The sequence below is a fragment of the Rhodovulum sp. P5 genome, assembly GCF_002079305.1.
GTDB lineage: Bacteria > Pseudomonadota > Alphaproteobacteria > Rhodobacterales > Rhodobacteraceae > Rhodovulum.
The window spans coordinates 2903141-2924270 of the sequence record NZ_CP015039.1; the positions used below are offsets into that span (position 1 = coordinate 2903141).

The 21130-nt window shown below is 64.9% G+C and carries 18 protein-coding genes; 14 read left to right on the plus strand and 4 right to left on the minus strand.

The features are described 5' to 3' along the window. The first annotated feature begins 58 nt into the window (after positions 1-58). The gene (locus RGUI_RS14090; RefSeq protein WP_081533989.1) at positions 59-742 is read left to right on the plus strand and encodes a phosphatidylserine decarboxylase; all 684 of its coding nucleotides are present in this window, start codon (positions 59-61) and stop codon (positions 740-742) included. Positions 743-745: 3 nt separating this feature from the next. Beyond that, a complete protein-coding gene (gene pssA / locus RGUI_RS14095) occupies positions 746-1510 on the plus strand; it encodes a CDP-diacylglycerol--serine O-phosphatidyltransferase (protein WP_081533992.1) in 765 nt (254 codons plus the stop codon). 22 nt (positions 1511-1532) lie between these two features. Here pssA and RGUI_RS14100 read toward each other — a convergent pair whose 3' ends face one another. Further along, positions 1533-2189 carry an ABC transporter ATP-binding protein gene (locus RGUI_RS14100; protein WP_081533995.1) on the minus strand — a complete coding sequence of 219 codons (657 nt, stop codon included), beginning with the start codon at positions 2187-2189 and terminating at the stop codon, positions 1533-1535. Positions 2190-2192: 3 nt separating this feature from the next. Next, complete coding sequence (locus RGUI_RS14105; protein ID WP_081533998.1) at positions 2193-3479, minus strand: hypothetical protein; 1287 nt, start codon at positions 3477-3479, stop codon at positions 2193-2195. Between the two features lie 122 nt (positions 3480-3601). Between RGUI_RS14105 and RGUI_RS14110 the strand changes: the two genes are divergently transcribed. Beyond that, positions 3602-4357: an ABC transporter permease gene (locus RGUI_RS14110; RefSeq protein ID WP_253798429.1), complete on the plus strand. Its 756-nt coding sequence runs from the start codon at positions 3602-3604 to the stop codon at positions 4355-4357. A 24-nt stretch (positions 4358-4381) separates the two neighbouring features. Here the strand turns inward: RGUI_RS14110 and RGUI_RS14115 are convergent, their stop codons facing one another. Continuing rightward, positions 4382-5785 carry a short-chain fatty acyl-CoA regulator family protein gene (locus RGUI_RS14115; RefSeq protein ID WP_081534004.1) on the minus strand — a complete coding sequence of 468 codons (1404 nt, stop codon included), beginning with the start codon at positions 5783-5785 and terminating at the stop codon, positions 4382-4384. A gap of 169 nt (positions 5786-5954) precedes the next feature. Here RGUI_RS14115 and RGUI_RS14120 point away from each other — a divergent pair, with 169 nt between their 5' ends. The 8 genes from RGUI_RS14120 (at position 5955) to RGUI_RS14155 (ending at position 15739) form a co-directional block, all read left to right on the plus strand. Next, a complete protein-coding gene (locus RGUI_RS14120) occupies positions 5955-6932 on the plus strand; it encodes a tripartite tricarboxylate transporter substrate binding protein (RefSeq protein ID WP_081534007.1) in 978 nt (325 codons plus the stop codon). Positions 6933-7011: 79 nt separating this feature from the next. Next, positions 7012-7506, plus strand: coding sequence for a tripartite tricarboxylate transporter TctB family protein (locus RGUI_RS14125; RefSeq protein WP_081534010.1), 495 nt, complete (start codon positions 7012-7014; stop codon positions 7504-7506). A gap of 13 nt (positions 7507-7519) precedes the next feature. After that, positions 7520-9037 carry a tripartite tricarboxylate transporter permease gene (locus tag RGUI_RS14130; RefSeq protein WP_081534012.1) on the plus strand — a complete coding sequence of 506 codons (1518 nt, stop codon included), beginning with the start codon at positions 7520-7522 and terminating at the stop codon, positions 9035-9037. A 35-nt stretch (positions 9038-9072) separates the two neighbouring features. Next, complete coding sequence (locus tag RGUI_RS14135) at positions 9073-10602, plus strand: acyl--CoA ligase (RefSeq protein ID WP_081534014.1); 1530 nt, start codon at positions 9073-9075, stop codon at positions 10600-10602. 87 nt (positions 10603-10689) lie between these two features. Then, entirely contained in the window at positions 10690-11670 is a 981-nt protein-coding gene (locus RGUI_RS14140; protein WP_081534017.1) for a 2-dehydropantoate 2-reductase, read from the plus strand. Between the two features lie 359 nt (positions 11671-12029). Beyond that, positions 12030-12983 carry a TRAP transporter substrate-binding protein DctP gene (gene dctP, locus RGUI_RS14145; protein ID WP_253798432.1) on the plus strand — a complete coding sequence of 318 codons (954 nt, stop codon included), beginning with the start codon at positions 12030-12032 and terminating at the stop codon, positions 12981-12983. 86 nt (positions 12984-13069) lie between these two features. Then, on the plus strand, positions 13070-14380 hold the full coding sequence (locus RGUI_RS14150) for a TRAP transporter small permease subunit (protein ID WP_081534020.1): 1311 nt from the start codon (positions 13070-13072) through the stop codon (positions 14378-14380). Positions 14381-14383: 3 nt separating this feature from the next. After that, on the plus strand, positions 14384-15739 hold the full coding sequence (locus RGUI_RS14155; protein ID WP_081534023.1) for a TRAP transporter large permease subunit: 1356 nt from the start codon (positions 14384-14386) through the stop codon (positions 15737-15739). 55 nt (positions 15740-15794) lie between these two features. Here the strand turns inward: RGUI_RS14155 and RGUI_RS14160 are convergent, their stop codons facing one another. Then, a complete protein-coding gene (locus RGUI_RS14160; protein ID WP_081536099.1) occupies positions 15795-16565 on the minus strand; it encodes a DeoR/GlpR family DNA-binding transcription regulator in 771 nt (256 codons plus the stop codon). Between the two features lie 173 nt (positions 16566-16738). Between RGUI_RS14160 and glpD the strand changes: the two genes are divergently transcribed. From glpD to RGUI_RS14175, 3 genes are all read left to right on the plus strand, one after another. Further along, a complete protein-coding gene (glpD, locus tag RGUI_RS14165; protein WP_081534026.1) occupies positions 16739-18337 on the plus strand; it encodes a glycerol-3-phosphate dehydrogenase in 1599 nt (532 codons plus the stop codon). 90 nt (positions 18338-18427) lie between these two features. Then, positions 18428-19918 carry a glycerol kinase GlpK gene (gene glpK, locus RGUI_RS14170; RefSeq protein WP_081534029.1) on the plus strand — a complete coding sequence of 497 codons (1491 nt, stop codon included), beginning with the start codon at positions 18428-18430 and terminating at the stop codon, positions 19916-19918. After that, complete coding sequence (locus RGUI_RS14175) at positions 19915-21060, plus strand: iron-containing alcohol dehydrogenase (RefSeq protein WP_172841152.1); 1146 nt, start codon at positions 19915-19917, stop codon at positions 21058-21060. The genes glpK and RGUI_RS14175 overlap by 4 nt, the downstream gene beginning before the upstream one ends. Positions 21061-21130: the final 70 nt, after the last annotated feature.

Genomic DNA, 21130 nt, shown 5'->3' on the forward strand with positions numbered 1-21130 from the left:
TGAATTGCATTTGTCCGCCGCTTGTCTACCACTGGGCGGATCTGAATTGCGGGGTCCCATGTCCGTTTCCATGCTTTCCACTTTCGTCAAGCCGATGCATCCCGAGGGCCGGCGTTTCGTCGCCATTGCGGGGGTCGCGTCGCTTGTTCTCTTCCTGCTGTGGGCGCCCCTGGGGTGGGGCGGTCTCGGCCTGACGATCTGGGTCTACTACTTCTTCCGCGACCCCGAACGGGTTGCGCCCACGCGGCCCGACCTGATGGTCTCGCCGGCCGACGGGGTTGTGTCGCTGCTGGAACCTGCGGTGCCACCGGCCGAACTGGGGCTGGGCGATGCGCCCATGCTGCGGGTGTCGGTCTTCATGTCGGTGTTCAACTGCCATGTGAACCGCCTGCCTGCCGCGGGCCGGATCGAGAAAGTCGCCTACCGGCCGGGCAAGTTCCTGAACGCCTCTCTCGACAAGGCGTCGGAGGACAACGAGCGCAACGGCCTTGCCATCGCGCTGCCCGACGGGCGACGCTATGGCGTGGTCCAGATCGCGGGGCTGGTGGCCCGGCGCATCCTGTGCTGGACGACAGAGGGGCAGGCGCTGGAGCGGGGAGAGCGGTTCGGCCTGATCCGCTTCGGCTCCCGCCTTGACATCTACTTGCCCGAGGGCGCGACACCGCTGGTCCGCATCGGCCAGACCATGGTGGCCGGCGAAACCGTGATCGCGGACCTGAGCGGCACCGCGGCAGAGGCCTGAGCGATGCCCGAGACCAACCCAAAGACCGGCCCGCGCGGGGAACAAAGCCCGGTATCCCTGCTGCTCTTGCTGCCCAACATGGTCACGCTGATGGGGATGTGCTTCGGGCTGACCTCGATCCGTTTCGCGATCGAGGAGCGGTATGCGGTCGCGGTGTTCCTGATCCTTCTGGCGGCGCTGGCCGACGGGCTTGACGGACTTTTGGCGCGCAAGCTGGGGGCAGAGTCGCCGATGGGGGCGCAACTCGATTCCCTGTCGGATTTCCTGTGTTTCGGCGTGGCGCCCGCGCTTCTCGTCTATCAGGTTCACCTGACGCAGGCGGGCGGGCTGGGCTGGATCTTTGCACTGATCTTTGCCGCGGCGACCTGTCTGCGGCTGGCGCGGTTCAACGTGATGTCGGGGCAGGCGGACGACAGCACCGGCCCGAAGCGGTATTTCGTCGGCGTACCCGCCCCGGCGGGGGCGTTTCTGGGGCTTCTGCCGGTCTTTCTGTCCCATGCCGGCGCGTTCACCCCGGGTTATGCCCCGCTGGCGGTGTCGGTCTGGCTGGCCATCGTTGCCGTCCTGATGATCTCCAAGCTGAAGACCCCGTCGCCCAAGGCGGTCAAGGTGCCCCGGCGGCTGATCGCGGTGATCTTCTTCGCCACGGTGATTGCCATCGGGGTCAGCTTTTCGCGCCCGTGGATGCTGCTTGTGGCCATCGATGGGGCCTATCTGGCCGCGGTGGTCTATGCGATCGTTCGGGCGCGTGGGCGGCTGTTCGGTTGAGCGCCGCGGGGCTTCCGCCATCTCAGGCCGACAGCTTGCGATAGGCTTTCAGTCCATCCTCCAGGTCGTCGTAATAGACGGCATTCCCCGCATGCAGAAGCAGCGCGGAGTTGCAGTAGTCCTTCAGCGTCGCTTCGGAATGGGAGACCATGATCACCTGAACCCGGCCAAGCCGTTCCTCGAACGCTTCGCGGGCCTTCCGGCGAAAGGCCGCATCGCCGACGGCCGTGATTTCATCGACAAGATAGCAGTCGAAATCGGCCGCCAGGCTGACGCCCAGCGCAAGGCGCGACTTCATGCCCGATGAATAGGTTTCGAACCGCGCATCGAAATAGGGGCCCAGTTCGCAGAACCGCTGGACGTCTTCCACCATCCGGTCGGTGTTGGCCCCGTAGATGCGCGCCACGAACCGGGTGTTCTGCCGCCCCGTCAGGGAGCCGTGGAACCCGCCCGAAAACCCCATGGGCCAGCTGATCCGGCCCTTGTGCGTGATCTTGCCGCTATCGGTCGATTGCGTCCCGGCGATCATGCGCAGCAGCGTGGACTTGCCCGCCCCGTTGCGCCCGATGACCGCGATCCGGCGGTCCGATGGCAAAGACAGGGTCAGGCCGCGCAGGATGTGCTTGCGCCCGCCGCCGGGAAGGCGGAACGACTTGCGGACCGCGTGAAACTCGATCATCTCTCACGCCCGTTCGCGGATATTGTAATAGATCAGGGCTGCGGTACTCCACGCCGCAAGGGCGCAGAGCCCGACGAGAATGGCCAGCACCGCGCGTTGCGGGTAAAGGCTTTCCTCGGCCAGCGTCGGAGGAATGTGCACGCCGACATAGCGGCTCTTGCGGCGGGCCTCTGCCCGGGCCTGTTCATCTGCCGCCAGCGCCGACTGATAGGCGTTCTGGGCGAATTCCAGATCGACCAGCAGTTCTTCGTATTCGCCGATCGTCTCCACCAGCGAGGCCGGGCCGCCGGTCTTTTCGCCGATGCGTTGGCGTTCGGCCTCGATCTGGCCGCGAATGGCCTCGATCCGGCGGTCGAGGTTGAGAACGCGCTGGTCGTCCTTGCCCGCGAAGCGGATCACGCTGTCGCGGGAGACCAGCGCATCGGCCAGTTGTTCCTGAAGCACCGCAAGCACCCCGACCTGGGCATCCGCAAACTCGGTTGGGTCGATCATCTCGTTCTCGGAGCGGAATATGCGCACCCGCCGACGGATGTCGCGCAGCCGTTCTTCGGCCAGCGACACGTCTTCGCGCGCGAAGCGCATCGAATCCTGCCGCGCGATCCGGCTCAACTCATCCACAAGGCTGCCGCTGCGATCGATGATCGTTTGCGCGATCTGGCGCGCATCCTCGGGGGAAAAGGCGTGGACCTCCAGCGTCAGAACGCCGGACGAGGAATCGATGGAGACCGAAACCATCCGGTCCCAATGGGCCATCAGGTCCTCGATGCTTGCATTGCTGGACAGCGAAAAGACCCAGTCTTCGGGATGCCGGCGATACAGCGCGCGCAGATCCAGCGTTTCGTCGATCTGGGTGACAAGCGGTTGCGAGCGGATGAAGTCATACAGGATTTCCGCGTCCGACGCCGAGGAGGAGCCGATCTGCGTAAACGCGCCCAGGGCCTCCAGCGGGTTCGAGAATTCTTCGGACCGGACCGAGAAGGCGGCCTTCGAATGATACTGATCCGCCGCGACCAGCCAGAGATAGGCGCAGGCAAGGGCGGTCGGCACGACCACGCACAAGACGAAGCTGAACTGAAGCATCCGGTGGCGCAGAGGCTTGCCGGTGGCCTCGATCTCCGGCGCGGGCGGTGGAGCCGCGGGCGCGGGCGCGGGGGCCTTGGCCTTGGGCGCCGGCTTTGCGGCGGGCTTGGGCGGTGCCTCGGGTTTGGGCGGATCTTTCGGGCGCGGCGCGTCCTCTGGGCGGGGGCTGTCTTTGCTGGAGTCGGCTGAAGGGGGCGTTGGGGAAGCCATATATACTACTCTGGACCTTGCACCGCTGTTGACCTGATGGTTCTTATCGATGATGCCTGCCAGTATACCGGTACGCGACTAAGGACGAAATGCAACAATCTTCAGGGCAAAGGTGGTCGCATGTGCACCGGGTGATCGGTGCGCTTGTCGTGCGCGAGATGATCACCCGCTATGGGCGGTCGCCCGGCGGATATATCTGGGCCATTCTGGAACCCGCGGGGATGGTGGCCATGCTTGCCATCGTCTTTTCGCAGTTCATTCATTCCCCGCCCCTGGGCAAGAGCTTCATCCTGTTCTATGCGACCGGATACATTCCCTTTCACGCCTATTCCGACATTGCCGGGGTGGTCAGCAAGTCCGTCTCGACGAACCGGTCGTTGATGCAGTTTCCGATGGTCACGCCGCTGGATGCGATCATCGCGCGGTTCATCCTGTCGGTGCTGACCATCATGGTGGTCAGCGTTCTGGTCTTCGCGACGCTGCTGGTCATCGTGGACGATCCGGTGCGCCTGTCCCTTGGGCCGATTCTCGTGGGTCTGTTTTCGGCCATGGCGCTTGGGCTGGGGGTGGGTACGATCAACGCGTTCATCTTTGCCTTCGTCCCCGTCTGGCAGCAGATATGGGGCATTCTCAACCGTCCGATGTTCATCATCTCGGCGGTGTTCTTCACCTATGAGTCGCTGCCCCGGCAGGCGCAGGATCTCTTGATCTGGAACCCGGTTGTGCATGTCGTGGGCAAGGTGCGAACGGGGTTCTACCCGATCTACGAGGGCAACTATGTGTCGCTCGGCTTCGTTCTGGGGCTGTCGGCGTTCCTGTTCCTGACCGGCGCGTGGCTGATGGTGAATTACCGCAACGAGGTGATCGAGGTGCGCTGAACCGCCCTGCGGTCCTCGCCCGAGTCAGCTTTCATAACGGGTTTTCCCGCGCCGGTCGGTGTTCAGCGGCAGGTCCATGTGCACGGGTTGATGGGCGCGCTGCGGGCAGGACGGGCGCGGGCAGAGATGGCAGTTGATGCCGATCTTGCTGACCGGGCTGCGGTCGAGGTTGAGCGGCCGGGCCGAGGCCAGCCGATGCGCCTCTCCCCGCTCGCAGCCAAGGGCGATCACCAACCGGTTGTCCTGCCCGTCGCCACCCAGAAGGGGCCGGTCGGTTGTTCGGCTGATCGTGAAGAACTGCGTCCGGTCCGGCATTTCCACAATCTGGCGCAGCATCATGCCGGGCGTGGCAAAGGCATTGTGGATGTTCCACACCGGGCAGGCGCCGCCCTTTTCGGCCAGGGCGAAGGCCGTGGCGTTCACCCGCTTGGTCACATTGCCCGCCCGGTCGATCCGAAGCAGGAAGAACCCAACGCCGCGCGCCCCGTCCCGGTGGAGGGTCGTCAAACGGTGCGCGACCTGTTCGAACGTGACATCGAATTCCGAGGCCAGCCGGTCAAAGTCGTATTGGGTGGCTTCGGCGCGCTCCAGAAACGGCGCGTAAGGCATCAGAAGGGCGGCCGCGAAATAGTTCGCCAGTTCGACATGACAGCGCGCCCGGGTCGCTTCGACCTCGATCCCGCTGGCCTTGGTGAGGGTTTCCAGCAACTCCGGGATTTCCAGCAGGCTCAGAACATGGGCCAGTTGAAAGACGCGATTGGGATGGTCCAGCGCGGCGGACAGGGCAACGGTGCCCGCGGCGCGGTCGAAAAAGCGCAGCGTGTCGGGCATGTCCTCGGTGCTTTTCAAGACGACACCGATCTGGAACTGCATCCGCAGGTGCCGCTTCAGCAGGGCGTACATGTCATCCGACGCCCCGCCGATCTGGGCCCGCAACGTCCCGGCGGCCTCTTCCAGCGGGTGGAAGTAATTCCGGTTGTCCCGGAAGAAATCGTGGATCGCCGTCTCCGCCGCGGTGTCGAGAAGACCGTCTTCAGTCAGGTCGCTGCCCAGCCGGGCAAGCTGTGCGACCGCGCCGTGGTGACTGCGATAAAGGCTCAGGAACAACTCGGCAAAGCGGGGCGCATGGTCCACCACGGCGCGCAGTTCCTGAAGGTCGGGCTTGTGGCGGGCAAAGGCCGGGTCGGCGACCGCGGCGCGCAGATCGGCAAGGGTGCTGAGATCGCGGTCGTTGACCACCTCGCGCAGGTCCAGCCCATAGGCCTCGGTCAGGGCCATCAGCATTTTCACCGAAAGGGCGCGCTGGTTGTTTTCCAGCAGGTTCACATAGGCCGGGCTGACATTCAGGCGCCGGGCCATCTCTGCCTGGGTATGGCCATGCTCGCGGCGGAGCTGTCGCAGTTGCGAACCGATCAGGGTCTTGTGCATGTGTTTACAAGTTAACAATTCAGTAATTTGTAGAGGCTCATCTTAACACACCAACGTTCTTTTTTGTGAAATTTCTTCCGAAGTGCTAGGTGTATGCACGAGATTGAGGGGCCTGCCGGACGGAGGAGACATGCCGGCGCCCATTCGGTCACGAAAAGGGAGGATTTACATGATCAACAGCATCACACGTCGTACGATGCTTGGTTGCCTGACGGCTGCGGCCGTCGCACTGGGAACGCCCGCGCTTGCCGAGGGCTGGAAACCGATCAAACCGGTCGAGATGGTCATCATGGCCGGCCAGGGCGGCGGCGCCGACCGGCTAGCCCGGCTGTTCCAGTCGATTATCCAGAAGGAAAAGCTGTCCAGCATGCCGGTCCTGCCGGTGAACAAGGGCGGCGGGTCCGGCGCCGAGGCGCTGCGCTATCTCAAGGACAAGGAAGGCGACGCCCATACCATCATGGCGACGCTGAACAGCTATTACACAACGCCCCTGCGCACCGATATCGGCGTCGACATCGAAGAATACACGCCGATTGCGCGCATGGCGCTCGACACCTTTGTTCTGTGGGTCAGTGCCGACAGCGACATCCACACGCTCGACGACTTCGTCGCCGCGGTGAAAGACTCCGGCGGGACGTGGAAGATGGGCGGCACCGGCACCGGGCAGGAGGACAGTCTTGTCACCGCGATGCTGGAAAAAGAATTCGGCATCAAGGTCGTCTATGTGCCGTTCAAGGGCGGCGGGGACGTGGCCAAGAACCTTGTCGGTGGTCACATCGATTCGACGGTCAACAACCCGTCGGAACAGATGGGCTTCTGGCAGGCGGGCAAGTCGCGTCCGATCGCGGCCCTGACGCCCGACCGGCTTGAGGTGTTCCCCGACGTGCCGACCTTTACCGAGCTTGGCCATCCGCTGGTCTACTGGATGCAGCGCTCCTTCGTCGGGCCCAAGGACATGCCGGCCGACGCCGTGGCCTACTATACGGACATGTTCCAAAAGGTCGCGCAGACGGAAGAGTGGCAGACCTACACCAAGGACAAGGCGCTGATGGCGGACTTCCTTACGGGCGATGCGCTGCAGGCGTATTTCCTGGAAGAACGCGACAAGCATGCCGAGATCCTGAAGGACATGTCGGGCGAGTCCTGATCGCCGCCTGACCGGTGCCGCGCGGCCGGGGTGAGAGCCTCGGCCGTCTTTCCCTGAAAACCGAGCGTGGAGGTGCGCCATGCTTGTCGCTGACCGTCTTATTGCCGTCGCGATGATGGGCCTGTCGCTGTATTTCATGTGGCATGCCACTGTCCTGCCCATCGGATGGGTCGAAGGGGCCGGACCCGGCGGCGGTGCGTTCCCCTTCTGGCTGTCCGTCGTGATGCTGGTGGCGTCCGCGGGTGTGTTGTTGCGCAGCTTCTCGCGCGCGGCCCCCCACATGGACGAGAAATTCATCCCCGATGCCGATGCGGTGCCACAGATCCTGGGCGTCTCTGCCCTGTTGATCGCCACGATTGCCGCAATCCCCTTTGCCGGGGCCTATGTGTCGCTGATCGTTTTCCTGCTGGTCTACCTGCGGCTTTTCGGCGGGCATGGCTGGGTGCTGACCGGAAGCCTGACGCTGGCAACCCCGGTGTTCCTGTTCTTCTTCTTCGAAGTCACGCTGAAGATACTGCTGCCGAAGGGCTGGACCGAACCGCTGTTCATCCCGCTTTACGCGCAGTTCTTCTGAGAGAGGCCCGGTCATGGACACGCTCGCTCTTCTTGCAGACGGTTTTGCGACCTCGCTATCCCCGTTCAACCTGATGATCGTCCTGATCGGTGTGACCGCGGGGCTGTTCATCGGGGCGATGCCGGGGCTCGGATCGGTCAACGGCGTGGCCATCGTGCTGCCGCTGACCTTCATCGTGCCGCCTGCCTCTGCCATCATCCTGCTGGCCGCGATCTACTATGGGGCGATGTACGGGGGGGCGGTCAGTTCGATCCTCCTGGGCATACCGGGGGCGTCGACCGCCGTGGCGACAACCTTCGACGGGCGGCCCATGGCGCAGAAGGGAGAGGCCGGTCTTGCCCTGATTGCGGCGGCCGTGGCGTCCTTCGTGGGCGGCACGATTTCGGTGATCCTGTTCACGCTGTTTGCCGCGCCGCTGGCCGATATCGCGCTGGCCTTCGGCCCGGCCGAGGAATTTGCGCTGGTCCTGATGGCCTTCACGACCTTCGTGGGTCTTGGCGGGGACGATGTGTTCAAGACCATCGCGATGATCTGTCTTGGTCTGGTGCTTTCGACCGTGGGGCTTGACCTGATTTCGGGCCAGCCGCGGCTAATCTTCTTCGACATGCCGGGCTTCTATTCGGGGATCAGCTTCCTTGTGCTGGCCATCGGGGTCTACGGCGTGGGCGAGGTGCTCTACACGATCGAGACATCGCGCAGCGCTCCGTCTGTCACCGCAGCGCGGCTGACCTTCCGCGAACTGGGCGCCGGCCTGAAGAAGATGAACCAGCTTTGGCGCACGATGAGCTTTGGCTCGTTCCTCGGGTTTTTCGTGGGCATGCTGCCGGCGGCCGGGGCCACGCCGGCCTCGTTGATGAGTTACGGTCTGGCCAAGACCTTTTCGAAAAAGCCTGAAACCTTCGGCCGCGGCAATATCGAGGGTGTCGCCGCGCCCGAGACGGCGAACAACGCGGCCTCCACCGGTTCGCTCCTGCCGATGCTGACGCTGGGCATTCCCGGCTCGCCCACCACTGCACTGCTTTTGGGCGGCATGGTGATGTGGGGGCTGGTGCCGGGGCCGATGCTGTTCATCGAACAGCCGGATTTCGTCTGGGGGCTGATCAGTTCGCTTTACACGGCCAACGCGGCGGCGGTCATCATCAACATCGCGCTGATCCCGCTGTTCGTCTGGGCGCTGCGGATGCCGTTCACGGTGCTTTGCGCGCTGGTGCTGGTTCTGTGCATCGTGGGCGGCTTCGCCCCGAACCAGAAAATGCACGATGTCTGGCTGATCGCGGGCTTCGGTATCGCGGGCTATGTGCTGCGCAAGGCGGACTATCCGCTGGCACCCTTGGTGCTGGCGCTGGTGCTTGGCCCACTGATGGAAAAGAGCTTCCGCCAGTCGCTGATCGCAGAGCAGGGTGACATCATGGTCTTTGTCGAACGTCCGCTTTCTGCCATCTTCATCGGGCTGTCGGTGGTGTTCTTTGTCCTGCCGCTGATCAAGCTTATGCGACGTAACAAGGGAAAGTCATTGGCCCCGGCGGAATGACCGGGACCACAATGAAAAGATGAGAGGATGTTGACGTGCAAACCATCAGGGACTTGCTTCAGGGACATGACGACACGCGGCCGGCCATCGGCGCGCCCGAGCGTGACTGGCTGACATATGGCGGGCTGAAGGCGCTGTCGGACAAGGTGGCCGGCCAGCTGCATGCCGCGGGCGTGGGGCGCGGGGATCGGGTCGCCATCGTGTTGCCGAACGGGCCGGAAATGGCCACGGCCTTCGTGACCATTGCGCAATCGGCGGTGACCGCACCGCTGAACCCCAACTATCGGGAGGATGAATACGCCTTTTACCTTGAGGATCTGAAGGCGAAGGCGATTGTCCTGGCAGAGGGGTATGACGGCCCCGCGCTGGCGGCGGCCAACCGCTCCGGCCTGACGATCCTGCGGCTGGCTTTCGATGCCGCATCGCCCGCCGGTGATTTCGACCTGACCGCAGCGGGGGGCGGGGGAGAGTGCGACGCCGGCGTGCCGAGCTCCGACGATGTTGCGCTGATCCTGCACACCTCGGGCACCACGTCGCGGCCGAAGATCGTGCCGCTGCTGCAATCGAACGTCGCGGCCTCTGCCATTCACATCAAGGACTCGCTGGCGCTGACGGCGGACGACCGGTGCCTGAACGTCATGCCGCTGTTCCATATCCACGGGCTGGTGGCGGCGGTCACGGCGTCGCTGTCGGCTGGCGCGTCGATCTGGTGCGCTCCGGGCTTTGATGCGCTGCGCTTCTTCGGCTGGATGGCGGATGCGAAACCCACCTGGTACACCGCCGTGCCGACCATGCATCAGGCGATCCTGTCGCGCGCGCCGCGCAACAAGGAGATCATCGAGGCCGCTGGCCTGCGCTTCCTGCGCTCCTCCTCCGCCTCGCTGCCCGCACAGGTGATGACCGCCTTGGTGGAGACCTTCGACGCGCCCCTGATCGAAGCCTATGGTATGACCGAGGCCGCGCATCAGATGTGCTGCAACCCGTTGCCGCGAGGCGAGCAGAAGCCGGGATCGGTGGGGGTCGAGGCCGGGCCGATGGTCCGCATCGCCCATGAGACCGAGAACCACCTGATCAAGGGCACGGGCGAGGTGGTGATTTCGGGCCCCAATGTCACGCCCGGTTACGAGGGCAACCCCGACGCCAATGCCAAGAGCTTCTTCGAGGCCGAGGGCAGGCGCTGGTTCCGCACCGGCGATCAGGGCGCGTTCGACGAAGATGGCTATCTGCATCTGACGGGCCGCCTGAAAGAGATCATCAACCGCGGCGGCGAAAAGGTCAGCCCGTTGGAGGTCGACGGCGTCCTGATGGATCACCCGGCGATCGTCCAGTGCGTCACCTTCGCGCTGCCCCATCCCAAGCTGGGCGAGGAAGTCGCCGCGGCGGTGGTGCTGAAAGAGGGCGCCGAGGCGACCGAGCAGGACATCCGCAAGTTCGCCGCCGAACGGGTCGCCGATTTCAAGGTGCCGCGCAAGGTGGTGATCCTTGACGAGATCCCGAAGGGCGCGACGGGCAAGTTGCAGCGGATCGGTCTGGCCGAAAAGCTGGGCCTTGCCGAGCCGGCCTGAACGGGCCGTCGCCGACGCGGGAATACTCCCTGAGAAACGAACAAGCGGCGGGCTTTCGGGCCCGCCGTCTCAACAAGGGATTGTGCAATGAAGATCTGTGTGTTCGGAGCGGGCGCCATCGGCGGCTATATGGGGGCGAAGCTTGCGCAGGCGGGCGCGGAGGTCAGCCTTGTGGCGCGGGGGCCGCATCTGGCGGCGATGAAGGCCAACGGGCTGCGGCTGATCGAGGAGGAAACCGGCACCGACACGACGGTGTCGGTCACCGCGTCGGACAATGCCGCCGATCTGGGGCCGCAGGATTACGTCATCGTCACGCTCAAGGCGCATTCGGTGCCGCCCGTGGTGGACAAGATGCAACCGCTGATCGGAGAGAACACGACCATCGTCAGCGGCGTGAACGGGGTGCCGTGGTGGTATTTCCACAAGATCGGCGGGCCGCTGGAAGGCACTAGGCTGGCCTCGGTCGATCCCGGCGATGCGCAGTGGAACGGGTTCGGCCCCGACCGGGTGCTGGGTTGCGTCGTCTACCCCGCGGCCGAGGTGATCGAGCCCGGCGTGGTGAAGCATATCGAGGGCAACCGGTTTTCGCTGGGCGAACCCGACGGGTCGAAATCGGACCGCGCGATGGCCCTGTCCAAGGCGCTGAGCGCGGCGGGGTTGAAGGCGCCGGTGCGCCCGAAACTGCGGGATGAGATCTGGGTCAAGCTGTGGGGGAACCTGTCCTTCAACCCGATCTCGGCGCTGACCCATGCGACGCTGGATGTCCTGTGCACCGATCCGGGCACGCGCATCGTCGCGCGCAACATGATGGTCGAGGCGCAGGAGATCGCCGAGAAGCTGGGCGTGAAGTTCCCCATCGACGTGGATCGGCGGATCGACGGGGGCGCCGCGGTGGGGGCGCACCGGACCTCGATGCTGCAAGACCTAGACATGGGCCGCCCGATGGAGATCGACGCCCTGGTGGGATCCGTGCAGGAACTGGGCCGGGTCACGGAAACGCCCACGCCGACCATCGATACGGTACTGGCGCTGGTGCAACTGCGGGCACGTACAGCGGGGCTTTACTGATCCGGGTGACCCTCTGGGGCCATGGATCGGGGCGCCCTGCGGCGACGTTATTGGGCGAACGGCGGCGGCGGCTTTCGTCTTGCGGAAGAGCTGCCCCCACGTTCCGTATTGAATTTGGCATACCAAGCCGCGCCTGCGGCTTTACCCGGTTCGAGTCTTGCGCCTAGTATGCCCCGACGGACCTGCGGGTTCGTCCGACTTGGGAGGAAGAAAATGACCAAAACAACGACGACGCGCCGCCACGCCCTGCGCGCGCTGGCAGGGGCCGGTGCGGTGACACTCGCCGCCCCGCATATCGCAGGCGCCCAGGCCAATGGTACCACCTGGAAGATCCAGACCTCCTGGCCCGGGGCGCGGGCTTGCAGATCTTCAAGGACTGGTGCGGCACGATCAAGGAGAAGACCGGAGGCGAACTGGCCTTCCAGCCCTTCGGCGCCAATGACGTCGTGGGTGACTTCCAGCTTTACGACGCGGTCAAGAACGGGGTGCTCGACGCGATCAACCCGTTCACCATCTATGCCCAGGGCATCGTGCCAGCCGCGACCTTCCTGACCAGCTATCCGCTTGGCCTGCGCAACCCGCATGAGTTCGACGTGTTCTTCTACGGCCTCGGCGGGCTTGAGATCGCGCGCGACCTGTTTGCGCAACAGGGCATGGTCTATGTGGGTCCGGTCCATCACGGGCCGAACATCATCCATTCCAAGGTGCCGATCCGGTCGATCGACGATTTCCGCGGCCGCAAGATGCGCCTGCCCGGCGGCATGGTGGCCGAGGTCTTTACCGAGATCGGGGCGGAAACCACGGTTCTGCCGGGGTCGGAGATCTTCCCCGCGCTGGAAAAGGGCACCATCGACGTGGCCGACTATGTGGGCCCGGCTGTCAACTACGCGCTCGGCTTCAGCCAGGTGACGAATTACATCTCGATGGGCCCTCCGGGCTTCATGTCGGTCTATCAGCCGGTCGACCTTATGGATATCACCGTCAGCCAGTCGTCCTGGGATGCGCTCAGCCCCGCGATGCGCCAGTTCGTCGAGATGGAAACCCATGTCTATTCGGACATGCACCACGCCGCGATTCAGGCCGCCGACCAGGAAGCCTGGAAGAAGTTCGAGGCCGACGGCACCGAGGTCACGCGCCTGACGCAGGACGACGTGGAACTGTTGACCGAGGTCGCCGTGCCGATCTGGTTCAAATACGCCAACCGCGACAAGAACGCCGCGCGCGTGTTCAAGATCCAGCTCGACTACATGATGTCGGGCTCTCTGGGCTATGTCACGCCCGAGCAGATCGAGGGGCTTGAACTCGACCTGTAATCGCGGCCCGTTCCGCAGATCGTGACCGCCGTCCGGGGTTCGCCCCCGGGCGGCGTGTTCTCCCTCATGCCAAACAGGACTGCAAGATGCCTGGTCTCAGCTTTACGCTGCCGCATTGGCTCTATTGGGTCGGGCTGATCGTCTTTCCGCTCGTCGCCATGGTGCTGTCGCGCCGGCCCCGCCCCAAGGAACAGCGTTTTTCCGTCGCGCTCGGCTATCTGATCCTCATCACCGGCGGGATCATCGGCCTGCACCGGTTCTATCTGCGAAACCTTTGGGGCCTGATCTTCCTGCCGATCTTCGTCTTCGTGCTGTACGCCAACATCCAGACGCAGGAGGCGCGGGGTGTTCTGTCGGACATGTCCAACCAGATGCGCGTCGCCGAACGCACGGTCGAACGGGAAGAACCACGCATCGCGGAGGCGCGCGAGAGCCTGCCCGAGCTTGAGGCCGCGCTCGCCGAGGCCGAAGAGGGCTCCTTTGCGCGGCGCAGCGCCGAGAAGCGGCTGAAACGGGCCGAGGACACCATCGCCAAGGGAGAGGCACGGCTGACCGAGGCCCGGGCGACGATCGTCGAGTTCGGCCCGCAGCGCGACGCCGCGGCCAAGCTGCGGCAGGCCTGGTCGGACTGGGCCGGACGCGCCTTCTACCTGATCCTCGCACTGATGGCGCTGGACGCGGTGCTGCTGCCCTTCCTTGTGCGCAAGGCCAACGCGACGATCCCGCCCGAGCAGAAGACCGAGGCCGAACTGGCGCTGGAGGCCGCCGAGGCCGAGGAAGGCCCCAAGCATGACCGCGAATATGCCGAGAACTGGATCGACCGCCTGTCGCTCTTCTGCGGCGAGTTCGTGTCCTACTGGGCCGTGATCGCCGTCTTCGTCTACTACTACGAGGTCATCGCCCGCTATGTCTTCAACAGCCCCACCAACTGGGCGCATGAGGCGATGTACCTGATGTTCGGCATGCAATACCTGATCGCCGGGTCCTACGCGATGCTGACCGAAAGCCATGTGCGGGTCGACGTGTTCTATGCCCCGCTCACCCGTCCGAAAAAGGCTTGGGCCGATCTGCTGACCTCGATCTTCTTCTTCATCTTCGCGGGCACGTTGCTGGTAACCTCGTGGATCTTCGCGATGGACGCCATCGCGGTGCCCTCGGGCAACTCCATCGTGTCCGACTGGGCGCGCAGCGAGATGACGCTGTTCGAGATGCTGGGCAGCCTGTCGCTCGACCAATGGACCGACCCGGCCATCCGCTGGGGCGAGATCAGTTTCAACGAGTGGGAGGTGCCGCTCTGGCCGATGAAATGGGTGATGGTGATGGGGGGCCTCTTGTTGGTTCTGCAAGGCGTCTCGAAGCTCGGCAAGGATATCCGGGCAATCCGGCAGGGGGCGTGATCCATGGGACTTGAAATCGGAATCGAGTGGCTCACGCTGATCATGTTCGGCAGCCTGCTGGTGCTGCTGATGGCTGGGCTGCCGCTTGCCTTCGTCACGGGCGGTCTGGCCTGCGTGTTCCTGTTCATCCTGGGCGATGCGCAGGCGCTGAACATCGTGCCCAGCCGAATATTCCCGCTGATGACGAACTATCAGCTTTCGGCCATACCCCTGTTCATCTTCATGGCCGCGATGCTGGAAAGGGCCGGCATCATCAACGACATGTTCGACGTGATCTACAAGGTGCTGGGCAGCGTGAAGGGCGGTCTGGCCTCGGCCACGATCATCGCGTCCACCATCCTTGCCGCCATGGTCGGCGTGATCGGCGCGGCGGTGGTGACGATGGGGATCATCGCGCTGCCTGCCATGCTGAAACGCGGCTATGACCCCAAGATCGCCATGGGCTCGATCATGGCGGGGGGCACGCTGGGCATCCTGATCCCGCCGTCGATCCTGGCCATCATCTATGCGGTCGTGGCGGAACAGTCGGTGGGGGAGCTCTTCATCGGCGCGGTGATCCCGGGGCTGATGCTGTCGGGCCTCTACATCCTCTACGTGACCGTGCGCAGCTACATCAATCCGCGCCTGGGCCCGCCGATCCCGGTGGCAGAGCGTGTTTCCCCCCGCGAAAAGGTTCGCCTGTTGGGCAACATGTCCGCCCCCATCGCGCTGATCGTGATCGTGCTGGGGGTGATCTTTACAGGCGTGGCAACCCCGGTGGAGGCCGCAGGGATAGGCACCTTCGGCGCCTTCATCGTGGCCGCCATCCATCGCAAACTGGACTGGTACACGGTGCGGGAGGCCTGCGTCACCACGCTGAAAGCGTCGGCCATGGTGATCTGGATCATGTTCGGCGCCACGATCTTTGTCGGTCTCTACGTGCTGGAGGGCGGGCAGCAATTCGTGCAGGACAGCCTTGCCGCGACGGGCCTGGGCCCGTGGGGCATCCTGATCCTGATGCAGATCATCCTGATCATCCTCGGCATGTTCCTCGACTGGGTCGGGATCCTTCTTCTGTGCGTGCCGATCTTCGTGCCGATCATCAAGGCGCTGGGTGCGCAGGCTTTCGGCCTGTCCGATCCCGGCGATCTGGTGCTGTGGTTCGGGGTGCTCTACCTCGTCAACATGCAGATGAGCTTTCTGTCGCCGCCCTTCGGCTATGCACTGTTCTATCTGCGCGGCGTGGCCCCGGCAGAGATCCCGATGACCGACATCTTCAAGGCGGCGCTGCCCTTCCTGTTTCTGCAGGTGGTCGGGTTGGCGATCTGCATGCTGTTCCCGCAGGTCATCACATGGCTGCCGCGGTTGGTGTATGGCTGACCGGGCCGTCGCCGCGACCGTCTGAACAGGGCGCCCCGCAGTTGCGGGGCGTCGTCTATGGCCGTCCCTCGGCCAACAGGACCTCCGTCCCCCAGGCGTCACAGCGCCGGGCAAGATCGTCGCTCAGCGGCCTGTCGGTGAAGAAGCTGTCGATCTCGGACAGCGACGCGATCCGCGCCGGGGCAGTGCGGGTGAATTTCGAGCCATCGGCGACAAGGTACGTCTTGCGCGATTGCCGCAGGATCGCCTGGCTGACCCCGACCTCCTGAATGTCGAAGTCGAGCAGATCGCCGTCCCGGTCGAGTGCAGAACAGCCGATCACGGCCAGGGCGAACTTGAACTGCAAGATTGTATCCGCGGCCAGCTTGCCCACCAGACCGCCATCGGACCGGCGCAACTGCCCGCCGGTGACGATGACCTCGCAATCGCGATTGGCGGCGAGGATATTCGCCACGTTCATGTTGTTGGTCACGACCAGCAGGTCGCGATGGTGCAACAGCGCCTGCGCCACGGCCTCGGTACTGGTGCCGATATTCAGGAACAGGGCGATGCCGTTGGGGATACGCGCCGCGCAGGCCCGCGCGATGGCGGCCTTGGCGTCGGGGTTCAGGGCGCGGCGTTCCTCGTACCCGATATTGGTGATGCCCGAGGGCAGGACCGCCCCGCCATGGACCCGCTCCAACCGGCCGGCCTCGGCCAGGTCGGTCAAGTCGCGGCGGATGGTCTGAAGCGTCACGCCGAAATGCGCGGCCAGACCTTCGACCGTCACCTTCCCCTCGCGCCGGGCGATTTCAAGGATTTCTGGGTGGCGGAAGGTCTGCGACATGGCGTTGGCTTTCGGTTGTGTTCGTTTCTTGTCGCATGACTGGTGGCCGGCGGCAAGATATGGGCGTGTTTTGGCCGTTTCGGGTGAATTTCGATCAAAAACGAACTTCTGCGGATTGCGAATCTGCGCTATTTCGGCCATATCGAGAATAGGGAAGTCTTGGGAGGACATGCATGGCGGACTGTCGCGACACGACCCTGACCGACCTGTTCATCATCGGTGGCGGCATCAACGGCTGTGGCATCGCCCGCGATGCGGCGGGTCGTGGGCTGTCGGTGACGCTGGCAGAGATGAACGACCTCGGGTCTGCCACCTCCTCGGCCTCGACCAAGCTCTTTCATGGCGGGCTGCGCTATCTTGAATATTTCGAGTTCCGCCTTGTGCGCGAGGCGCTGATCGAGCGGGAGCGGCTTCTGACCGCGATGCCGCATATCAGTTGGCCGATGCGCTTTGTGCTGCCCCTGTATCCGGGTATGCGTTTTGCGTCGGAAACCCCGACCTCCCGCCTGTTGGGGCGTGTCTTGCCGTGGATGAAGGGGCGGCGCCCGGACTGGCTGATCCGGCTGGGGCTGCTTCTTTATGACCATCTCGGCGGGCGCCGCATTCTGCCGGCGACCCGGACACTTTCGCTGTGTGGGACGGCCGAGGGCGCGCCGCTGAAGCCGGACTTTGCCAAGGCGTTCGAATACTCCGACTGCTGGGTGGAAGATTCCCGTCTGGTGATCCTGAACGCCCGCGATGCGGTGGCGGGCGGCGCGACGATCCTGCCTCGCACCAAGGTCGTCTCGGCGGTTCGGGACGGCGCGGTCTGGCGGGTGGAGACGGAAGAGGCCGAGACCGGTGCCCGCGAAACCCATCTTGCGCGACTGCTGGTCAACGCGGCGGGACCGTGGGCGGGGGACATCCTGCGCACGCAGCTTGGACTGCAAACCAACGATCGCGTCCGCCTTGTGCGCGGGTCCCATATCGTGACCCGGCGGCTTTTCGATCACGACAAGAGCTATTTCTTTCAGGGGACCGACGGGCGCATCATCTTTGCCATCCCGTATGAAACCGATTTCACCCTGATCGGCACAACCGATGCCGATCACCCCGACCCGTCGACCGCGCCCCGCTGCACGCCCGAGGAACGCCGCTATCTGATCGACTTCGCCAACCGCTATTTCGCCACCGAGATCACCGAGGAGGATGTCGTCTGGACCTTTTCCGGGGTCCGGCCGCTTTATGACGCGGGCACGGGCAGCGCCACGGCGGCGACGCGCGATTACACGATCAAGGTGGATACGACGGGTGGCGCGCCCCTGCTGAACGTCTTCGGCGGCAAGATCACCACCTATCGCCGGCTGGCAGAGGCCGCGCTGGAAAAGATCGGCGCGCATCTGCCCGCCGCCCCGGGGCCTTGGACCGCCGGTGTCGCATTGCCCGGCGGCGATTTCCCCGTGACGGGGTTCGAGACGCTGGTTTCCGATCTTGCCGCGGCCTATCCGTTCCTGACCCCGGCCTGGGCGCGCCGACTGGTCAGGACCTACGGGACAGAGGCGGGGCAGATCCTGCATGGTGCCCGGTCGGCCGCCGATCTGGGCCGCGACTTCGGCGTAAGTCTGACCGAGGCAGAGGTGATCTGGCTTATGGACCACGAATTCACCCGCACCGCCGAAGATGTGCTGTGGCGCCGCACGAAACTGGGCCTTCGGATGACCGACGCGCAGGCGCAGGCCCTTGACGTGTGGATGGCGGCGCGGCGGGCGGGGTTTGCCGCCGCGGCCGAATAGCGGCCCGCCCGCCGCGCGCATAGGTGGCGTTTCGCAGGCGGGGGCCTGTGCTAAGGTCGCCCCGCACCAATCACGTCAGGGGAGGGGACAATGGGCTATATTCTGGCCATCGATCAGGGCACGACATCCAGCCGCGCGATCCTGTTCGACGCAAACCTGAAGATCGCCGCCGTCGCGCAAGAGGAATTCCCACAGCACTATCCGGCCTCCGGCTGGGTGGAACATGACCCGATGGATCTGTGGTCGACCACCGCGGCCACATGCCGGGCCGCGATGGAAAAGGCCGGGCTGCGTGCGGCCGACATCGCCGGGATCGGCATCACCAACCAGCGCGAGACGACGCTGATCTGGGATCGCAAGACCGGAAAGCCGATCCATAACGCCATCGTCTGGCAGGATCGCCGCACCGCCGACCTGTGCCAGACCCTGCGGGAGGCGGGGCACGAGGCGACGGTTACGGAAACCACCGGCCTGCTGCTCGACCCCTATTTCTCGGGAACCAAGGTCGCGTGGCTTCTGGACAATGTCGCGGGCGCGCGGGCGCGGGCGGAGGCCGGAGAGTTGGCCTTCGGCACCGTCGATACATGGCTGATCTGGAAGCTGACCGGCGGCAAGGCCCATGTCACCGATGCCACCAATGCCGCGCGGACGATGCTATACGATATCCGGCAAGGGGCGTGGTCGCAGACCATGTGCGACATGCTGGGCGTGCCGATAGCGCTGTTGCCGGAGGTGAAAGACTGCGCCGCCGATTTCGGGATGGCGCGGGCCGACCTGTTCGGGGCGGAAATCCCGATCCTCGGCGTGGCGGGCGATCAACAGGCGGCGACCATCGGGCAGGCCTGTTTCCAGCCCGGCATGATGAAATCGACCTATGGCACGGGGTGTTTCGCGCTGCTGAACACCGGCGCGGACCCGGTGATGTCGAAGAACCGCCTGCTGACCACCATCGCCTACCAGATGGACGGCCAGCCCACCTATGCGCTGGAAGGGTCGATCTTCATCGCGGGCGCCGTGGTGCAATGGCTGCGCGACGGGCTGAAGATCATCCGTGAGGCGAAGGAGACCCAGCCGCTGGCCGAAAAGGCCGATGCCGGTCAGTCGGTGATCCTCGTGCCCGCCTTCACCGGTCTGGGGGCGCCTTACTGGAATGCGGAATGCCGGGGGGCAGTCTTTGGGCTGACGCGGAATTCGGGGCCAGAGGAATTCGCCCGGGCCGCGCTGGAATCCGTGGGCTTCCAGACCCGCGATCTGCTGGAGGCGATGCAGGCCGACTGGGGCGCCGCTGGCGACACCGCCCTGCGCGTGGATGGGGGGATGAGCGCATCGGACTGGGCGATGCAGTTTCTGGCCGATATTCTTGGCGCGCAGGTGGACCGGCCCGAGGTTCTGGAAACCACCGCGATGGGGGCGGCGTGGCTGGCGGGCCAGCGCGCAGGGCTCTACCCCGACATGGCCGGTTTCGCGCAGACATGGGCGCTGGAACGCAGTTTCGCCCCATCCATGGAGAGCACGCTGCGCGAGGAAAGATATGCCGCGTGGAAGCGCGCGGTTGCCGCCACCATCGGGGTCGCATCGTGAGCGCAAGCGATTGGGCGGCCCTAGCCACCCCGCCGCGCACTGTTTCGGGACGCGGCTGCCGGGGCATCGTCCTTCAGGCCCTTGCGGCGTTTCTGGGGCCGGTTCTGCTTGTCCGCGGGCAATCGGTGGCATGGGCCGATACGCTGGCCGAAGAGTTGCGCGCAGAGGGGCGGGCGGTTCACACCGTCCTGTCCCGGGGAGAGCCCGCCCTTCCGGCATTGGAGGCCAGCCTGTCCGCCCTGCGCGGCGCTGATCTGCAGGCGGTGGTTGCCGTGGGTGGCGGTTCCGCGATCGACCTTGGTAAGGCGCTGGCCGCGCTTTTGCGGGTGCGGGGGCCGGTGCCGGATTATCTGGAAGTGGTCGGGCGCGGGTTGCCGCTCGATGCCGCTCCGTTGCCCTTCATCGCCGTTCCCACCACGGCCGGCACCGGAGCCGAGGCCACCAAGAACGCAGTCATCGATATCCCCGACCACCAGCGCAAGGTCAGCCTGCGCGACACCCGCATGATTCCCCGCATTGCCGTTCTGGATGCCGACCTGACCGACGGGATGCCGTGGCCGGTGACCCTGATGACCGGGCTGGATGCGATCACCCAGTTGATCGAACCCCTGCTGTCGGCGCGCGCCACGCCGGCCACCGATGTCATCTGCCGCGGGGCGATCGGCCCGGCGATGCGGGCGCTGATCCGGTTGTCGGACGGCGAATGCCCCGAGGCGCGTGCCACGATGCTGATGGCCGCGCATCTGAGTGGTATCGCGCTGGCCAATGCGGGGCTTGGCGCGGTGCATGGGGTGGCCGGGGTGATCGGTGGCCAGACCGGCGCACCCCACGGCGCGATCTGCGGGCAGTTGCTGCCCAAGGTTCTGCGGGTCAACCGGCGGGCCGCTGCGCAGGCGGGGCTGGACACCACGCAGTTCGATGAGGTCGACGCGATCATTGCCGATGCCTTCGGGCGGCCGGGACAGTCGGCGGCGGAGCTGCTGCAAGGCTTCGTGGATCGGCACGGCCTGCCCGGCTGGGCCGGAACCGCCCTGTCGCCGGATATCGACAGGATCGTGGACATGGCCAGGGCGTCCTCCTCGATGAAGGCCAATCCGGTCGCCTTGTCGCCGGAGGAATTGACCGAGGTCTTGCGGCCCTGATCCACGCCCCCCTTGACGGCCCGCCGCCGACAAGATCACTTGGGGCGAAACGGAACAGCCGGGGAGTTTG